A 17367-nucleotide genomic window follows, 5' to 3' on the forward strand; every position below is an offset into this window, starting at 1 on the left:
GTCAAGGTCGACATTCAGACCCTCTCGCTGAACCTGCGGCCGCGCGGGCTGGAGATAGGGGTCTGCCCGTCGTGGATCTCGACCACCGGCACGCGCCGGCCGTTGACGAAAGTTCCGTTGAGCGAACCGTTGTCGATGGCCAGCCACTTGCCCTGGTCGAAACGCAGCAGCAGGTGGGCGCGCGAAATCAACGGGTGGGTGATACGCATGTCCGCTCGCAGATCGCGCCCGACTACTACATCGTGGCCCGCTGCGAAGGTGCGTTCCGATCCTTCGTGATGGACGGTTAGCGCTGGCGGGGCTGGTGCTGACATCGCCACAACTGTAGCTTGCAGCCCTGTGGTTTAGCTCTGAGCGCCTACGGCGTCGGGCGCGCCGGTCACCACGCAGTGCGTTCGGGTGTAGATCGTCGGCATGCACTGATTGCAGTGCGTGCACGCCGAATGCACCTGGTGCCGGGCGCCATCGGCGGCGATCCGGTTGATCAGATCCGGCTCGGCCAGCAGCGCCCGGGCCATCGCGACGAACTCGAAACCCTCCGCCATCGCCAGGTCCATCGTCTCCCGGTTGGTGATGCCGCCGAGCAGGATCAGCGGCATCTTCAACTCGTTGCGGAACAGCTTCGCGTCACGCAACAGATAGGCCTCGCGGTAGGGGTACTCGCGCAAGAACTTCTTGCCCGTCATACGCATGCCCCAGCTCAGCGGTGGCTTGAACGCCCCGGCGAACTCCTTCAGCGGCGCGTTGCCACGGAACAGGTACATCGGGTTGACCAGCGAGCTGCCCGCGGTGAGTTCGATCGCGTCCAGCCCGCCGTCTTCCTCCAGCCACTTGGCGGTGGTCAGCGATTCCTCCGTGCTGATGCCGCCGCGTACCCCGTCGGCCATGTTCAGCTTGGCCGTCACCGCGATGGGCGTGCCTTCTTTTTCCACCGCCCGCCGGACGGCCATCACCATGCCGCGGGCGACCTTGGCCCGGTTCTGCAGCGATCCGCCGAACTCGTCGTCGCGACGGTTGATCAGCGGGGACAGGAACGAACTCGCCAAGTAGTTGTGGCCCAAATGGATTTCGACGGCGTCGAAGCCGGCCTCGATGGCCAGCCGGGCGGCGTTGGCGTGCCCGGCGATCACCTCGTCGATGTCCTCGCGCGTCGCCTTCTTGGCGAACCGCATCCCGATCGGGTTGAAGAACCGGACCGGCGCCAGCGCCTTCGCCTTGTTGGACTTGGCGTTGGCCACCGGACCGGCGTGGCCGATCTGCGCGCTGACCGCGGCGCCCTCGGCGTGGATCGCGTCGGTGAGCCGGCGGAACCCGGGTACGGCCTCGGGTCGCATCCAGATCCCGTTGCCCTCGGTGCGGCCGCCGGGGGAGACGGCGCAGTAGGCGACGGTCGTCATGCCGACCCCACCGGCGGCCGGCAGCCGGTGGTATTCGATGAGGTCGTCGGTCACCAGCGCCTCGGGCGTGCGCGCCTCGAAGGTGGCGGACTTGATGGTGCGGTTACGCAGCGTGATCGGACCGAGCTTCGCGGGGCTGAACACGTCCGGAGGGGTAGGCATACCGGGAGCTTAATGGCGATCGCGGGCGCGGCGGAGCCGGGCGCGGCGGGTCGCCATCATTGGGCGCCGTGGCGATCGCGGGCGCGGCGGAGCCGGGCGCGGCGGGTCGCCATCATTGGGCGCCGTGGCGATCGCGCGGGCGGCGGAGCCGGGCGCGGCGGGTCGCCATCATCGATGTCTGCCAGACTGTCAGCGTGGGAGCAATCACGCTGGACGGCAAGGCCACCCGCGACGAGATCTTCGTCGACCTCAAACAGCGGGTGACCGCGTTGAGCGCTGCGGGCCGTACCCCAGGCCTGGGCACCATCCTGGTGGGCGATGACCCCGGCTCGCAGGCGTACGTCCGCGGTAAGCACGCCGACTGCGCCAAGGTCGGCATCACCTCGATCCGCCGCGACCTGCCCGCCGACATCAGCACCGCCACGCTGAACGAGACCATCGACGAGCTCAACGCGAATCCCGACTGCACCGGTTACATCGTGCAGTTGCCGCTGCCCAAGCAGCTGGACGAGAACGCGGCGCTGGAGCGGGTGGACCCGGACAAGGACGCCGACGGGCTGCACCCGACCAACCTGGGCCGGCTGGTGCTCAACAACCCGGCCCCGCTGCCGTGCACGCCGCGCGGCATTGTGCATTTGTTGCGCCGCTACGACGTTGAGATCGCCGGGGCGCACGTGGTCGTCATCGGCCGCGGCGTCACGGTCGGCCGCCCGCTGGGCCTGCTGCTGACCCGCCGCTCCGAGAACGCCACGGTGACGTTGTGCCACACCGCAACTCGCGACTTGCCGGCGCTGACCAGGCAGGCCGACATCATCGTCGCGGCCGTCGGGGTGCCGCACATGGTGACCGCCGACATGGTGCGTCCCGGCGCCGCGGTGCTCGACGTCGGCGTCAGCCGGGTGGACGGCAAGCTCACCGGCGACGTGCACCCCGACGTGTGGGAGGTGGCCGGCCACGTGTCGCCGAACCCCGGCGGCGTGGGACCGCTGACCCGCGCGTTCCTGCTGACCAACGTCGTCGAGCTGGCCGAGCGGCAATGACCGCGCGCACCGTGCTGCGGGCTCAATGGCCAATTCTGTTGGTGGGCCTGATCTTTGCGACGGCGCTGGCCTTGGTCGGAGCCAACTTCTGGCGTCGCGGCTCGCTGTTGATCGGTATCGGTGTCGGTGTGGCGGCGCTGCTGCGGCTGGTGTTGTCCGAGGATCGGGCCGGCCTTCTGGTGGTGCGCCGTAAGGGAATCGACTTCATGACCACCGCGACGGTCGGGGCGGCGATGTTCTACATCGCGTGGACCATCGACCCGCTGGGCACTCGCTAGAAGCGTCAGGCCCTCGGCAGGGCCGCGACCTGCCCGGCCATTCCCGTCATGCCCGGGATCTGGCCCGCGATGCCCGGGATCTGGCCCGCCATGCCCGGGATCTGTCCTGTCATGCCCGGGACCTGCCCCGCCATGCCCGGGATCTGTCCGCCCATGCCCGGGATCTGTCCCGCCATTCCCGGGGGCATCGCGCCGGACAGGTTGCCGTTGGCGATGTTCGCCATCTCCTCGGGGCAGTAGGTCTGGATCGCGATCGTGGTGAACATGCGCGCCATCGTGGGTGACATGCCTCGGCCGGCGACGCTGGACGCGGCCGCGGCGAAATTGCCGCCCGGCTGCGACAGCATCGGACAGATCGACTCGCCGACGGACATCGCGTTGCCGGGCTCGCCGAAATCGATGCCGGCATGGTTGAGCGCGTCGATGAAGTCGTCACCGTGGTCCGCTTCGGCCGGCGCCGCGAACGCCGAGGCGACGGTCAGCAGGCCGGCGGCCGCGGCCAGCAGGCGAATGGTGAGTGGCTGATGACGCAACACCCAGATCCATTGATGAGTTCGTGCGAATGCCTTCACGCCAGCCTCCCCGTCCGCCATGGAGTGCGTCTGAGGCACACTCGAATCACGCCTACGAACTCTGGGCCATGACTGTCACGTTTGCGACACGGTGGGATAAAGGTTCGCACAATAAGCGTTTCGTGAGGTCACAGTCTTCGCGACGTCGGTTATTACGTGGCCCCATTGCGCAAGGCCGGACGACGGATCGACGCCACACTGTGATGTAACACGGGCGACGGCACCGGAATTCTGGGCGCGAAATGAACCAGAATCTGCGCGCATGACGACTAATCGCAGCCGTCCGCCCAGCCATGTGATCTCTCGTCAGGCGTTTCTTCGCGGCGCAGTCACGTTGGCGACGGGAGCGGTGTTCGGCACCGGTTCGGCGGCCGCGGACTCCGCCGCCGGGTGGAGCGCATTGGCCTCGTCGATCGGCGGCAGCGTGTTGTTGCCGGCCAACGGCGCCCAATTCTCCACCGGTAAGCAGGTTTTCAACTCGTTCTACAACAACTCCAATCCCGCTGCGGTGGTGCGGGTTTCGTCACAGGCCGATGTGCAGAAGGCGGTCGCGTTTGCGAAGGCCAACAACCTCAAGATCGCCCCGCGCGGCGGCGGGCATTCGTATGTCGGGGCGTCCGGCGCCAACGGGACCATGGTGCTCGACCTGCGCGGCCTTCCCGGCGGCGCGAACTTCGACGGCAACAACGTCACGGTGACCCCGGCGACGAATCTGTATGCGGTACACCAGGCCCTGGCCTCCGCGGGCCGGGCCGTTCCCACCGGCACCTGCCCGACCGTCGGCATGGCGGGACTGGCGCTGGGCGGAGGGGTGGGGGCCGACGCCCGCCGCGCCGGGCTCACCTGCGACGCGTTGCAGTCGGCGACCGTGGTGCTGCCCGGCGGCGACGTGGTCACCGCCTCGGCCAATGACAATCCGGATCTGTTCTGGGCCTTGCGCGGTGGTGGCGGCGGCAACTTCGGAGTGACGACCTCGATGACGTTCGCGACGTTTGCCACCGCCGACAGCGACCTGGTGCGGCTTGACTTTGCGCCCTCGTCGGCGGTGCAGGTGCTCACCGGCTGGCAGTCCTGGCTGGCGGGCGCGGACCGGAACACATGGGGGATGGTCGACCTGTCGGTCGGTTCGGCGCAGGCGAATTGTCATGTGCTGGCGACAGCTCCCTCCGGCACCGGATCCGCTGTGGTGGACGCCCTCAAGTCGGCGGTGGGGCTGGCGCCCAGCGCGGTGACCAACAAGACGCTCAGCCACATGGACCTGGTCACCTATCTGGCCGGGGGCAGCGGGACCAGCCCGGCGCGCGGCTTCGTGGCCGGATCCGACGTGATCGGGCCGATGACTTCGGCTGCGGCCCATGCCATTGCGACTGCGGCCGGGCAGTGGCCGGCCTCCGGTGCGGGGCAGGCCTCCGTGCTGATCGATCCGCTGGGTGGCGCGGTGGCCGACGTGGCCGCGGGCGACACCGCATTTCCGTGGCGCAATCAGTCCGCGGTGGTGCAGTGGTATGTCGAGCCCGCCGCCAATCAGGTCGGCGCCGCGACCACCTGGGTGGGCAGCGCACACCAGGCGGTGCAACAGTTTTCGGTCGGCGGCTACGTCAACTACCTGGAGCCCAACCCCACACCGGCCCGCTATTACGGCTCGAACCTGTCGCGGCTGACCACCGTCAGGCAGAAATACGACCCCAACCGGATGATGTTCTCGGGGCTTGATTTTTAGCGAAATACCGTGTGTCACTTCTATTTCAACCGCCACATCGCGGGTCTTTTTGTCGGTGGGTGCGGCTAGTTTCGGGGTGTGAGTTCGAGTGATCAGCAGGATGTCGACGCGGTGTTCGACGCGCTCGATGCCGCCTGGGATCGAGCCTGCGGCCTGAATTTCGACGCGCTCCACCCGCAGCAGCAGTTGGCGGTGTTGCGGCGCTGCGAAAAGCTGCGCCGGCGCATCCCGGCCGTCGAGCATCCGCTGATCAATTCCCTTGCCCGCCAGGCCCCCTCCCTAGAACTCGGCGGCACAGTGGTCCACGCCCTGACCGAGGCGACACTGATCAGCCGCACCGAAGCCTCCCGGCGGATCACCGAGGCACGCGACCTGGGCCCGCGCCACGGCCTGACCGGCGAACCGATCCCACCCGCCCTGGCCGCCACCGCGGCCGCCCAACGCGACGGCACCCTGGGAGCCGCCCAGGTGGCGGTGATCCGCAAGTTCTACCACCGCCTGCCCGGCTGGGTGGACCTCGCCACCCGCGAGCAGGCCGAAGCCCAACTGGCAGAACTCGGAACCCAGTTTCGCCCCGAACAACTCGTCGACCTGGCGCGGGCAATGGCCGATTGCCTGAACCCCGATGGCACCTTCACCGACGAGGACCGCGCCCGCCAACGAGGGTTGACGCTGGGTAACCAGCAAGCCGACGGCATTTCGGCGCTGCGCGGCTGGCTGACCCCCGAAGCACGCGCCACCCTGGAAGCCGTCTTGGCCAAGCTCGCCGCCCCGGGCATGTGCAACCCGTTCGACGAGACGCCGTGCGTGGACGGCGCGCCCAGCCAGGACGCCATCGAGCGCGACCCGCGATCCGCGGCCCAACGCAACCATGACGCACTCAACGCCGCCCTGCGTGCGCTGCTGGCCTCCGCAGAACTGGGCCAGCACAACGGCTTACCGGCCTCCATCGTCGTCACCACCACGCTGGCCGAGCTCGAGGCGGCCGCCGGCAGGGGCTTGACCGGCGGTGGCACGATCCTGCCGATGAGCGACGTCATCCGCCTGGCCCGCCACGCCCACCACTACCTGGCCATCTTCGACAAAGGCAAGGCCCTGGCGCTCTATCACACCAAACGACTCGCCTCTCCCGGACAGCGAATCGTGTTGTACGCCAAGGACCGCGGCTGCTCGGCACCCGGATGCACCGTGCCCGGCTACTACTGCGAAGTTCATCACGTCACCGACTACGCCACCTGCCACACCACCGACGTCAACGATGTGACCTTCGCCTGCGGACCGCACCACCGCCTGCTGAAACCGGGCGGCTGGACCACCCGCAAGAACGCCAACGGCGACACCGAATGGAAGCCGCCCGCACACCTGGAGCGCAACCGGCCCCGCACCAACACTTTTCATCACCCGGAAAGGTTGCTGCGCGAGGATGACGATGACGGTTGGTAACTCGCCGCTAGAGCCCGAGCAGCCGATCGCGCTGCTCGGCATATTGCTCGTCGGAGATCAACCCCTCGTCACGCAGTCGGGCGAACTCGCGTATCTCGGCGGCGATTCCCGTCACCACGGTGCGCGGCTCGTTCTCTGTGGTCGCCTCTTCGTCGCCAACCCTTGGGGCCGAGGCGCTAACCGCTCGGGTCGCAACCCTATTCGCGTCGCGCGGTTCGCGACCGCGCGCGCTGAAGCCATCGCGGATGGCGCGTCCGGCCGTTCCGGCCATGGCCATCTCGCCGAATGAGGTGCCCAAACTGGGTGTCACGGCCTGTTGTGCCATACCGACGGGCGCGGCCGGCAATGCCAGCGCGATCGGGCGTACCGCGGGGGTCGCGGCGGTCCAGGTGGGCGGCACCGACAGCGCGCCAACCGCATTCGACTCACCCACACCCGCTGTCACCATCGTTGAGTTCGTGTTCGCGCTGGATATCATCAGCGAAGACCTCGATACCGCTGACACCGGCACTCCCTCCGCGTCCCAGCCGCTCACGAGATCATCGGTGTGGATACCGGTCTGGGCGCCGATCAGGTCGATGGGAAGCGATATCGCCCCCAGCGGGGCCATAGGGGCATCGAGTCCGTACGCGATCCCGTCGGCACCCAAGTCCAGCAGATCCAGCGGCGATGACACGCCGAGTGCAGACGTCGCACCGCTCAGCCCGTCGGACGCCGACGAAACCGACTCTGATGCGTTCGCGACCGTGCTTTGCGCGGACCCGGCGGAGAGCTCACCGGCCTGGCTGACCGCCCCCACCTGACCGGCCTGCCCGCCGGAAATGGTGTTCTGTCGCGCGGGGCTGAACGGCGCAAGTTGTGTGGCCGCAGCTGCCGAACTCGCGTACCCGTACATTGCGGTCGCATCCTGGGCCCACATCTCGCCGTACTGAGCCTCGGTGGCGGCGATCGCAGCGGTGTTCTGCCCCAACAGATTCGTGGCGACCAGCGTCACCAGCTGGCTGCGGTTGGCCGCGACCACAGGCGGTGGCACCGTCGCCGCGAATGCCGCCTCGTAGGCGGCGGCGGCCGACCTGGCTTGGCCGGCCGTCTGCTCGGCTCGCGCCGCGGTGCCGCTCATCCACGCTACGTAAGAGGAGGCGGCGGCCGCCATCATCACCGATGAAGGGCCCAGCCACGACCCCGAGCTGAGCCCAGAAATCACCGCTTCATACGAGCCGGCCGCCGAATGCAGCTCTGCAGCAACCGTTTCCCAGGATTCCGCGGCGGCCAGCATCGGTACCGAGCCGGGACCGGCATACATGCGGCCGGAATTGACTTCCGGCGGAAGTATCCCGAATTCCATTACGCCTCAACTCTATTGGGATGCAGCGGAATGCTGTAAGCTTGCCGTGCAAGAGCGCTGTACTGGCCGTGCGACCAGGACGGCGTGGGCATCCCCGGGGTCCGAATTACGTTGTGGTGCAGCTGATCGGCTTTTGGTCCTCTCTGCCACGCTTCAAGCCGACTTCACCGCCCGGCGTTCGTCAGCGGGAGGTGCCTCATCGGCAACCGACTCCTGGGTCGGCCGCCCCTTGCGGAGGGTGACCAGAAGTTCCCGGTACGGACCGACGAGATAGACGGTGTCGCCGGCGGTGAGCCGGGCGTCGCGGCGTGGATGCAACCGGACCGGGGCGTCGTCTCTGGTGATCGCAATGACACGGGTTTGCGTCGACAGCTCGAACATCTGCATACCGTCGAGTTCGCTGCCGGCCTGCACATGCATTCCACCGACCAAGAAATACCGGTTGCCGACTGAGAACGTGCCGAGCACCTGCAGACCCAGCGCGGCTCCGATGAACCACGGCGCGGCCAGCGCAACGGTGGAACGGACGTTTTCGAAACCGAAGCGGTGGGCGACGGCGGATCCGAGGTCGTGGTCGTACACCCGCAGCACCAGCGGGACCTCGCCCCAGCGGTTGTTGCCGACGGGTTCGACGGCTTCAGAACCCAACATCTCGCGAAGCACGATCCCGGTTTCGATGTTGATCATGTCGTCGCGGGTCAGCACGGCCACCGCCCGGGCCTTGTCCACCCGGGCCGCTTCCAGTGTCTGGCGCAATGTCGCGTCCCCGAAGATCACCGGTACGTCGAGCTCGGCCGTCGTCGACAGGAACGGGTTGCCCTGGTCGCGCTCGATCACTGCTACGTCATATCCGGCTTTGGCCAGGTCAGTGACGACTTGCACGCCAAGCGCGCTCAACCCGACGACGATGATGTGGTTGCGTAGGTGGCGAGCCCGCGGTCGCGCGGACGAAAGCAGGAATCGACGCGACAACAGCACATCGGCGACAAACGCGACCAGCAGGGCGGTGGTGGTGACGCCGCCCACCATCAGGATCGCCGCATACAGCCGCAACCACGTTGGCTGTTTGGCAAAGCTGAAGTCGCCGTAACCGGTCGTCGTGATGGTCTCCATGGTGAAGTAGAACGCATCGGTCCACGACATCCCCGGGTGCGTGTACGCGAGGTGCAGCAACATTGTCGAGGCGACGATCAAGCCGGCCAGGGCGGCGAGCAACGGGTAGAACGCAGGACTGACTTCACTCGGGAGCGCGCGCACCGCGTAGAGGATGCGGCGCAATCGGGACTGTCGTGCACGAATTCTGTCCTGACGCGGCAGCTTGACGCCGTGGGTGACCGATTCCTCGGTGGTGCCGATCATCGTGGTCCAGTCCCCGGCGCTCACCCGCACATCCCGTCCCGGACATGCCACTACCTCGTTGGGATTACGGGTGTTCCCGCCCTTGACCATCGCTACCGGGGCGAGGTCGCCATAGATTTCGCGCAGTGTCCCGTCGAACGGTGCCTCGGCGCCGAACACAACGAACTCGATGCCGGCCGCCTCGAAAGGGTGGGTGGTGCGGGCCAGACACGCCTCGACGATCGACGGCGCTGCGAGGCCGGCGACGCCGAGGACCGTGCTGGGTCCCTCATCGTCGGCAACCGCCTCCCGCAGCACGTCATTGGCAATCCGTGCCACGATGCGAATATTGGGGTTGGCTTTGCGCGCGATCAGAGCGATTTCGAGGTTCACCGCATCATCAACGCCGGCGCAGACGACGGCCGATGCGCGGGCGAGTCCGGCCTTGGCCAGTTCCGTCTTGAGGCGGGTGCCGGCGAGGTCAGAATCGAAGAGTCTGGCGACGCGCGCTCCCGCCTGTCTCAACTCCTCGACGATTGTGGTCGCCAGCGCGTCATCACCGCTGACGATGATGCACTGGCTCATGGGATTCGACTCCTGCGCAGGATCGTGATGTGGACTGATTACTCCGGGAGTCCGGCGGGCGGGCACGAACTCGACAGATGGTGCGGGTACTCGGGTGGATTTCGTTCGCCGCTCCACTGAATGGATATGTTGACCGAATACTAACAGCACATTACGTAACGGCGCCAAGGCGAGAACTGTGTCCTCATGCGGTCCGGGGAATTTCACCCAACCGGAGTCCCACGTCAATCATCTTGGACTAGAACAGGACCCGAGTTTTTATAGTAGCCAGTTGTATGAATTGTTCGTCGGCCAGATTCTGGCATCGTGACCGGCTAAGCGTGGAGTGAGGTCATAGATCGCCAGAGATATTGCTACACACTGGGTTTAGCAGAGGCAAGCTTCACTGCTTGACTGTGTGACTGAACAGCAGAGACAGCGGCCTGAAGACCGAGTGCCGGCGTCACCTCACAGCGATAACGAAGTGTGTTATATCACAACATCTTTAGAGCTAAGTGCAATGGTAACGTCTCCGTTACAGGAGTCAGGGGTAAGTTACGTCCGCATCAACTACCTTGGAATGTGCTGCCAATATTCCTGCGAATCTGCTGTTCTTTTGCCGTCCGGAAAGCGACAGGGCACTTTCAAGCAGTTAAGCTCGCGGCGAACTTCTTGCGATCTGGGGGTAAGGAATATGGCTTGTGACAACATCTTTGGCTGACGGGCGAGCTGACGATCACCGAGCGTGGTCATCCTTGTCCGACGTGTGCAAACGAGGGCTACTCGGAAAGCCGATGATCACCTCTGCACTCGAGCATGAGAAGTTGTCGAATCCTGTTGCGCTTGGTGTGCTGTCGCCGGATGCGATCTCCTCGACCGCCTACGGTTCCGAACAGATCATGATCGAACTATTGCCCGCGGCCGGGATGGCCGCGTTCGCACTGTTGCTTCCGATCACCGGCGTCATCCTGTTGATCCTGGTGCTGGTGGCCGCGTCGTACCGCCAGGTGGTGATGGTCTACACGCGGTCCGGCGGATCGTACGTTGTCGCCCGGGAGAACTTCGGTCCCCGGGTGGCGCAGATAGCTGCGGCATCATTGCTGATCGACTACGTGGTCACCGTCGCCGTGCAGTGCGCGGCCGGAACGGTCGCCGTGGCCTCGGCCATACCGGTCCTGGGCCCCTACAGCCTCGAGATCACGGTCGGCATGGTGTTGTTGATGTGCTTCATGAACCTGCGCGGTTTGAAGGAAGCCGGGATGCGTTTCGCACTGCCCACCTATGCCTTCGTGGCCATGGTCTCGTTGACGATCGTCGTCGGGGTGATTCGCGAATTCGTCGGCAACCTACCGGTGTACGACGCGGAACACATCGCCGGCGCGGTGCCGGTCCAACACGGCGGTGGACTGATCATGGGTGCGACGGTCCTGATTGTGTTGCGCGCCTTCGCCAACGGTGGCTCTTCCTTGACCGGGGTGGAGGCCATCTCCAACACGGTCAACAGTCTGCGCAAGCCCGAAGGCATCAATGCCCGAAAAGTAATGACCGTGATGGCCTGCATTCTCGCGTTCTTGCTGGCCGGGGTGGCCTGGCTGGCGCACATCACCCACGCCGTCCCTTATGTCGACGGATACCCGTCGATGCTGTCCGAGATCGCCCGGGCCGTCTTCGGCGACGGGGCGACCGGCAAGGTGCTGTATTTCCTGGTGCAGGCGTCGACAGCGGCCATCCTCTACACCGGCGGCAACACCAGCTTCAACGGTTTCCCCGCGTTGGCCAGCTTCGTGGCCGAGGACCGCTTCTTGCCGCGCCCGTTGATGAAACGCGGCCACCGACTGGTGTTCTCCAACGGCATCATCGCCCTGACCACGTTGTCGGTGGCGCTGCTGGTCATCACCGGGGGTTCGGTCGATGCGCTGGTGCCGTTCTATGCGATCGGCGTGTTCACCGGATTCTCGATGGCCGGCTACGGCATGGCCAAGTATTACTGGACCAAGCGCGGGCCGGGTTGGCGACGGAAATTGATGGTCAACTTCTCCGCCGGGGTCCTGTCGACGATCGTCGTGGGGATCTTCGCGGTGGCCAAGTTCACCGAAGGCGCATGGCTCATCGTCGTGGTGTTCCCGGTCCTGGTGCTGGCCTTGATGCGACTCAACCGGCAGTACCGCGCCGAGGCCTCCGTCCTCGAGATGTCGCGCACGGAACAGCCTGTCCTGGAAAGGTATACGCGACATCGGGTCATGATCTTCGTCGATGCAGTCGATTTGGCCGAGGTCGAGGCGGTGCGGTACGGAAACGGACTGCACGCCGACGAGCTCGCGGCGGTACACCTGGTCATAGACGCCGAGCATGCCGCCAGGCTGCAGCAGCGGTGGGAGGTTTTCGAACACGACACCCCGCTGCGACTGATCAACTGCCCGGATCGCCACTTGGGCCGAGCCGCGCACGAGTTGGTCTTACAGGTCCTCGACGACTATCCGGACACCAAGGTGACAGTGTTGTTGCCGCGCCGGACATACTCGCCCCTGATCGGCCGGTTGCTGCACGACCGCACCGCGGACAAGATCGCTCGTGCCGTCAGCCGCGTCCCGGGCGCTGCCGCGCAAATTTTGCCTTACGACATAGAGTCCCGGATAGCAGAGGTGACCCGCGCCGGATAGACACCGTCCGGCCGTCCAATCGCGGTGTGTCGAGCCAAGGCGCGCCGAAAAGTGAACGTTTTCATGCGAAATGGTGCATCGCTGCGGCCAGGGCTCCGAAAACACTCGAGGAAGGGTTGCGTTGTGACGACGCCGAAGAGCGGGATACCGCTCTCGTTCAACGACAAATGCAAGCGGATCCTTCTCGGAGAACCGCTGACCACCGATCAGCTGGATGCGGAGAAGCTGTCGAATCCTGTTGCGCTCGGGGCGCTTGCACCGGATGCGATCTCCTCGACCGCTTACGGTACCGAGCAGATCATGATCGAACTGCTCCCGGCGGCCGGGATGGCGGCATTTGCGCTGTTGCTGCCGATCACCGGCATCATCCTGGTGATTCTGGCGCTGGTGTCGGTGTCATACCGTCAGGTGGTGATGGCCTACACGCGCACCGGGGGCTCGTACATGGTCGCGCGGGAGAATTTCGGCCCGCGGATCGCACAGGTAGCCGCCGCATCGTTGCTGATCGACTACGTGGTCACCGTGGCGGTGCAGCCCGCCGCCGCGACGGTGGCGGTGGTCTCGGCGATTCCGCCCCTTCGTCCCTACCACCTGGAAATCACAGTGGGCGCGGTGGTGCTCATATGCCTGGCGAACCTGCGCGGGCTACGGCGGTCCGGTCGGATATTTGCGATCACGACCTACGCCTTCGTCGGCATGATCACTGCGACGATTCTGACCGGTTGTGTTCGTGAAATATTCTGGGATTTACCGAAATACGATCCCCAACACATCGTCGGCGCCGTGCCGGTCCACCAGGGCGGCGGACTGGTGATGGGCGCAACAATCTTGATTGTCTTGCGCGCCTTCGCCAATGGGGGTACCTCATTGACCGGTATCGAGGCGATTTCCAACTCTACCAACGTGTTCAAGAACCCCGAAGGCGTCAACGCCCGGCGGGTGCTCACGGTGATGGCTTGCGTTCTCGGGTTCTTGCTGGCGGGGGTGGCCTGGTTGGCGCACGTCACCCACGCCGTCCCCTATCTCGACGAATACCCATCGATGTTGTCCGAGATAACCCGGGCGGTCTTCGGCGACGGGCCAATCGGCAAAATCTTGTATTTCATGGTGCAGGCTTCGACAGCGGCGATCCTGTTCACCGGTTGTAACACCGCCTTCAACGGTTTTCCCGCGCTGGCCAGCTTCGTAGCCAAGGACCGCTTTCTGCCGCGGCCGCTGACGAAACGCGGCCACCGGCTGGTGTTTTCCAATGGCATCCTGGCGCTTACCGCGCTCGCTGTGGTGCTGCTTCTCGTCACCGAAGCAAAGGTGAGTGCGCTGGTGCCGTTTTTCGCGATCGGCGTGTTCACCGCATTTGCGATGGCCGGCTACGGCATGGCCAAGCATCATCGGACCCGACGCGGGCCGCGCTGGCGAATCAAGATGTCGGTGAACCTCGCCGCCGGGGTCATGTCGACGCTCGTGGTGGGAATCTTCGTGGTGGCGAAGTTCACCGACGGTGCCTGGCTCATCGTCGTCATCTTTCCGGTGCTGGTGTTCGCGTTGACACGGCTCAACAAGAAATACCGGGATGAGGCCTCCGTGCTCGAGATGTCGCGCACGGACGAGGTTGACTTGAGCCGGCACCCGCGGCTTCAGGTGCTGGTGTTCGTGGACACGATCGACCTCGCCGAGGTCGAGGCCGTACGTCTCGGAAACGGCCTACATGCCGACGAGCTCACCGCGGTGCATTTTGTGATCGACGCCGATCGTGCCATGGCCCTGCGGGAGCGCTGGGATCGCTTTGAACACGACACGCCGCTGTGGTTGATCAACTGCCCGGATCGTCATCTGAGCCGGGCCGCCCACGAGTTGGTGGTACGGGTGCTCACCGACCATCCGGACACCAGGGTGACGGTGTTGTTGCCGCGTCGAACATATTCACCGCTACTGGGCCGGCTTCTGCACGATCGCACCGCGGACAGGATGGCCCGCGCGGTGAGCCGTATCCGGGACGCGACCGCCATCATCGTGCCCTACGACATCGAGTCGCGAATCGCGCGGGTTGCTCCGAACGGCGTCGAGCCTCACGTCGCGAAGGTCGCCGACAGTGTGCAGGAACCGATATCGAGCTTCGTGGGCGACTGACCCCTCAAACCGCTAGCCGGCCAGCGTCGCCCGCGTGCACATGGTGACGTAGGGCAGCGCCAGGCCCGTCGAATTGGCCAGCGCCGGATGGGTGGCCAGCAGTTGGCGCACCTGGTCCAGCGTCTGAGTCCGCACCTCGGTCGGCGAGGTGATGCAGTAGCTGCGCGACGCGACCAGGTCGATCAACGCCTGCGGCGTAAGGTAACTCGTCCACTCGACCCGATGATGCGCCAGGTCGGTGAACGGCTCGGGCAGCGTCACCTGGGTGCGGCCGTCGCCGTCGCTGCCGATGATCTGGCCCAGTTCGCGCACCCAGCCGAGCCGCTCGTCGCGGGTGTTCCACACCAGGCCCAGCCGGCCGCCGGGCCGCAGCACCCGGGCCACCTCCGGAATCGCGCGCTCCGGATCCACCCAATGCCAGGCCTGTGCCACCAGCACCACGTCAACGCTGTTGTCCTCCAACGGAATCTCTTCCGCGGTGCCCAGCAGCGCCCGGGTCTCCGGCAGCGACGTGCGCAACACCTCGAGCATGTCCTGAATCGGGTCCACGGCCACCACGTCCAGGCCGCGTTCCACCAGCCGGGTGGTCAGCTTTCCGGTGCCGGCGCCCAGGTCGAGCACCTGGCGCGCCCCGATCGGCAACAGCCAGTCGATCGCCTCCGGGGGATAGGAGGGACGCCCACGCTCATAAGCCGCGGCCGCCGAGCCGAACGAGAGGGAGCGGTCGTGCCGCGAGCGGGTCATGCGCTACGACACGCCTTCCCTGTCGTCGGAGTCGGCCAACACCAGTGTCTTGCGGATCATTTCGCCGACGGCGTCGGATTCCACCAGGAAGCCGTCATGCCCGCACAGGGAGTCCACGACCTGCAGGTCGGTGCAGCCGGGCAGCTGCTCGGCCAGCTCCTGCTGCAGGCGCAGCGGGTAGAGCCGGTCGGAGGTGATGCCGCCGACCACCACCGGAACCGGGCAGTTACGCAACGCTTTACGCACCCCGCCGCGCGCCCGGCCGACGTCGTGACTGTTCAGCGCCTCGGTCAGGGCCACGTAGCTGCCCGCGTCGAAACGCTCCAGCAGCTTGTTGCCCTGGTACTCGAGATAGCTCTGCACCGCGTAGCGGCCGCCGTTGTTCGGATCCTCGTCGTTCTGCCCGTCGTTGCCGAAGCGGGTGTCCAGCTCGGCCTCACCACGATAGGTGAGGTGGGCGAAGCGGCGGGCGATCGTCAGACCGGTGTCGGGCGCCAGCCCGGTGTCGTGGTAATCGCCGCCCTGCCAGTTCGGGTCGGCCTTGATCGCCGCGATCTGCGTGGACTGGGTGCCGATCTGATCGGCGGTGGCGCGGGCGCCGACCGCCAGCAGCAGCCCGGCCCGAACGCGGTCCGGGTGGCCGATGATCCACTCCAAAGCCCTTGCGCCACCCATGGATCCACCGACCACCGCGGCGACCTGTTCGATCCCCAGCGCGGCCAGCGCGGCGACGTCGGCCTCGACCTGGTCGCGGATCGTGATGCGGGGGAACCTTGAGCCCCAAGGCTTTCCGTCCCGGGTCCGCGAGCTGGGTCCGGTGGAGCCGCGGCAACCGCCCAGCACGTTGGTGGCCAGCGCGCACCAGCGGTTGGTGTCGATCGGCGCGCCCGGCCCGACCATCCCGTCCCACCAGCCGCCGGTGGGGTGTCCGGGCCCGGCGGGGCCGGTGATGTGCGAGTCGCCGGTCAGCGCGTGCAGCACCACCACCACGTTGTCGCGCGTCGGCGACAACTCGCCCCAACGCTGGATGGCGATGTGTACGTCGTCGATGACCGCGCCGCTCTCGGTGGTCAGCGAACCGATGTGGACGAAGCCGATTTCGCCTTCGTCGGGCAGCGTCTGGGTCGGGACGTCGGAGATCGTCATCGCCGGGCTCCTTAGAACGCCGCCACGGCTTGCGGATCGGTGCCGGACGCCCCCGCGGCCGCACCGAATTTGCTTGCCGCCGCGAAGCCCAGCTCCAGGTCGGCGAGGATGTCGTCGATTCCCTCGATGCCGACGGCCAGGCGCACCAGCCCGGGACTGACCCCGGTGCTCAGCTGCTCTTGCGCGGACAGCTGCGCGTGCGTCGTGGACGCCGGGTGGATCACCAGGGAGCGCACGTCACCGATGTTGGCGACGTGGCTGTGCAGTTTCAGCGCGTTCACGAACGCCTTGCCGGCCTCGACGCCGCCGGCCAGCTCGAAGGCCAGCACCGCGCCGGTTCCCTTGGGGGCCAGCTTCTTTGCCCGCTCGTGCCAGGGCGAGGCGGGCAGGCCCGCGTAGTTGACCGACAGCACGCCGCCGTGGTCGGACAGGTACTCGGCCACCCGCTGCGCGTTGGCGACGTGGCGCTCCATGCGCAGGCTCAGCGTCTCGATGCCCTGGGCGACAAGGAACGCGTTGAACGGCGAAGCCGCCGAACCGAGGTCGCGCAGCAGCTGCACGCGCGCCTTGAGCGCGTAGGCCGGCGGACCGAGCTCGGCGAACACCACGCCGTGGTAGCTCGGGTCGGGGGTGGTGAAGCCGGGGAAGCGGCCCTGCGTCCAGTCGAACGTGCCGCCGTCGACGATGACCCCGGCGATCGCCGAGCCGTGGCCGCCGAGGTACTTGGTGGCCGAGTGCACGACGATGTCGGCGCCGTGCTTGAACGGCTGGATGAGGTACGGCGTGGCGATGGTGTTGTCGACGATCAGCGGGATGCCGTTGGCGTGCGCG

The 17367-nt window shown here is 66.3% G+C and carries 12 protein-coding genes and 2 pseudogenes; 6 read left to right on the forward strand and 8 right to left on the reverse strand.

From position 1 onward, the window contains the following. Positions 1-38: 38 nt before the first annotated feature. Both A5708_RS26405 and A5708_RS19520 read right to left on the reverse strand, forming a co-directional pair. Positions 39-320, reverse strand: a pseudogene (locus A5708_RS26405) (FHA domain-containing protein); the annotation flags it as partial. A gap of 24 nt (positions 321-344) precedes the next feature. Next, the gene (locus A5708_RS19520; protein WP_065030200.1) at positions 345-1559 is read right to left on the reverse strand and encodes an NADH:flavin oxidoreductase; all 1215 of its coding nucleotides are present in this window, start codon (positions 1557-1559) and stop codon (positions 345-347) included. 194 nt (positions 1560-1753) lie between these two features. On the opposite strand from A5708_RS19520, the gene A5708_RS19525 reads away from it, so the two are divergent. Together A5708_RS19525 and A5708_RS19530 are read left to right on the forward strand one after the other, a co-directional pair. Next, positions 1754-2599: a bifunctional methylenetetrahydrofolate dehydrogenase/methenyltetrahydrofolate cyclohydrolase gene (locus A5708_RS19525; protein WP_065030208.1), complete on the forward strand. Its 846-nt coding sequence runs from the start codon at positions 1754-1756 to the stop codon at positions 2597-2599. Beyond that, entirely contained in the window at positions 2596-2877 is a 282-nt protein-coding gene (locus A5708_RS19530; RefSeq protein ID WP_065030201.1) for a DUF3017 domain-containing protein, read from the forward strand. The genes A5708_RS19525 and A5708_RS19530 overlap by 4 nt, the downstream gene beginning before the upstream one ends. Positions 2878-2882: 5 nt before the next feature. Here A5708_RS19530 and A5708_RS19535 read toward each other — a convergent pair whose 3' ends face one another. Beyond that, the gene (locus A5708_RS19535; RefSeq protein WP_196772685.1) at positions 2883-3449 is read right to left on the reverse strand and encodes a DUF732 domain-containing protein; all 567 of its coding nucleotides are present in this window, start codon (positions 3447-3449) and stop codon (positions 2883-2885) included. 262 nt (positions 3450-3711) lie between these two features. Between A5708_RS19535 and A5708_RS19540 the strand changes: the two genes are divergently transcribed. Together A5708_RS19540 and A5708_RS19545 are read left to right on the forward strand one after the other, a co-directional pair. Beyond that, entirely contained in the window at positions 3712-5169 is a 1458-nt protein-coding gene (locus A5708_RS19540; protein ID WP_065030202.1) for an FAD-dependent oxidoreductase, read from the forward strand. Between the two features lie 78 nt (positions 5170-5247). Further along, positions 5248-6612, forward strand: coding sequence for an HNH endonuclease signature motif containing protein (locus A5708_RS19545; RefSeq protein ID WP_065030203.1), 1365 nt, complete (start codon positions 5248-5250; stop codon positions 6610-6612). Between the two features lie 7 nt (positions 6613-6619). On the opposite strand, the gene A5708_RS19550 is transcribed toward A5708_RS19545, so the two are convergent. Beyond that, positions 6620-7957, reverse strand: a complete 1338-nt coding sequence (locus tag A5708_RS19550; protein ID WP_065030204.1) for a PPE family protein, SVP subgroup — start codon at positions 7955-7957, stop codon at positions 6620-6622. 153 nt (positions 7958-8110) lie between these two features. Beyond that, a complete protein-coding gene (locus tag A5708_RS19555; RefSeq protein ID WP_065030205.1) occupies positions 8111-9880 on the reverse strand; it encodes an NAD-binding protein in 1770 nt (589 codons plus the stop codon). Between the two features lie 692 nt (positions 9881-10572). On the opposite strand from A5708_RS19555, the pseudogene A5708_RS19560 reads away from it, so the two are divergent. After that, positions 10573-12501 (forward strand): annotated as a pseudogene (locus tag A5708_RS19560) (APC family permease); the annotation flags it as partial. A 141-nt stretch (positions 12502-12642) separates the two neighbouring features. Continuing rightward, positions 12643-14646 (forward strand): APC family permease, encoded by a 2004-nt coding sequence (locus tag A5708_RS19565; RefSeq protein ID WP_231117960.1) that lies wholly within the window; start codon positions 12643-12645, stop codon positions 14644-14646. 12 nt (positions 14647-14658) lie between these two features. Here A5708_RS19565 and A5708_RS19570 read toward each other — a convergent pair whose 3' ends face one another. The 3 genes from A5708_RS19570 to A5708_RS19580 form a co-directional block, all read right to left on the reverse strand. Continuing rightward, positions 14659-15390 (reverse strand): class I SAM-dependent methyltransferase, encoded by a 732-nt coding sequence (locus A5708_RS19570; RefSeq protein ID WP_065030206.1) that lies wholly within the window; start codon positions 15388-15390, stop codon positions 14659-14661. Positions 15391-15393: 3 nt separating this feature from the next. After that, positions 15394-16536 (reverse strand): homoserine O-acetyltransferase MetX, encoded by a 1143-nt coding sequence (gene metX, locus A5708_RS19575; protein ID WP_065030207.1) that lies wholly within the window; start codon positions 16534-16536, stop codon positions 15394-15396. Positions 16537-16547: 11 nt separating this feature from the next. Beyond that, positions 16548-17367: PLP-dependent transferase (locus tag A5708_RS19580; protein ID WP_196772686.1), on the reverse strand; the 820-nt coding region annotated here is incomplete at its 5' end.

This window comes from Mycobacterium colombiense, from assembly GCF_001672755.1.
Lineage (GTDB): Bacteria > Actinomycetota > Actinomycetes > Mycobacteriales > Mycobacteriaceae > Mycobacterium > Mycobacterium colombiense_C.

Bases quoted from the DNA above. Each gene is read 5' to 3' on its own strand.
- A5708_RS19520 (WP_065030200.1), bottom strand. From the start codon at position 1,559: ATGCCTACCCCTCCGGACGTGTTCAGCCCCGCGAAGCTCGGTCCGATC.
- A5708_RS19530 (WP_065030201.1), top strand. From the start codon at position 2,596: ATGACCGCGCGCACCGTGCTGCGGGCTCAATGGCCAATTCTGTTGGTG.
- A5708_RS19540 (WP_065030202.1), top strand. From the start codon at position 3,712: ATGACGACTAATCGCAGCCGTCCGCCCAGCCATGTGATCTCTCGTCAG.
- A5708_RS19550 (WP_065030204.1), bottom strand. From the start codon at position 7,957: ATGGAATTCGGGATACTTCCGCCGGAAGTCAATTCCGGCCGCATGTAT.
- A5708_RS19555 (WP_065030205.1), bottom strand. From the start codon at position 9,880: ATGAGCCAGTGCATCATCGTCAGCGGTGATGACGCGCTGGCGACCACA.
- A5708_RS19570 (WP_065030206.1), bottom strand. From the start codon at position 15,390: ATGACCCGCTCGCGGCACGACCGCTCCCTCTCGTTCGGCTCGGCGGCC.
- metX (WP_065030207.1), bottom strand. From the start codon at position 16,536: ATGACGATCTCCGACGTCCCGACCCAGACGCTGCCCGACGAAGGCGAA.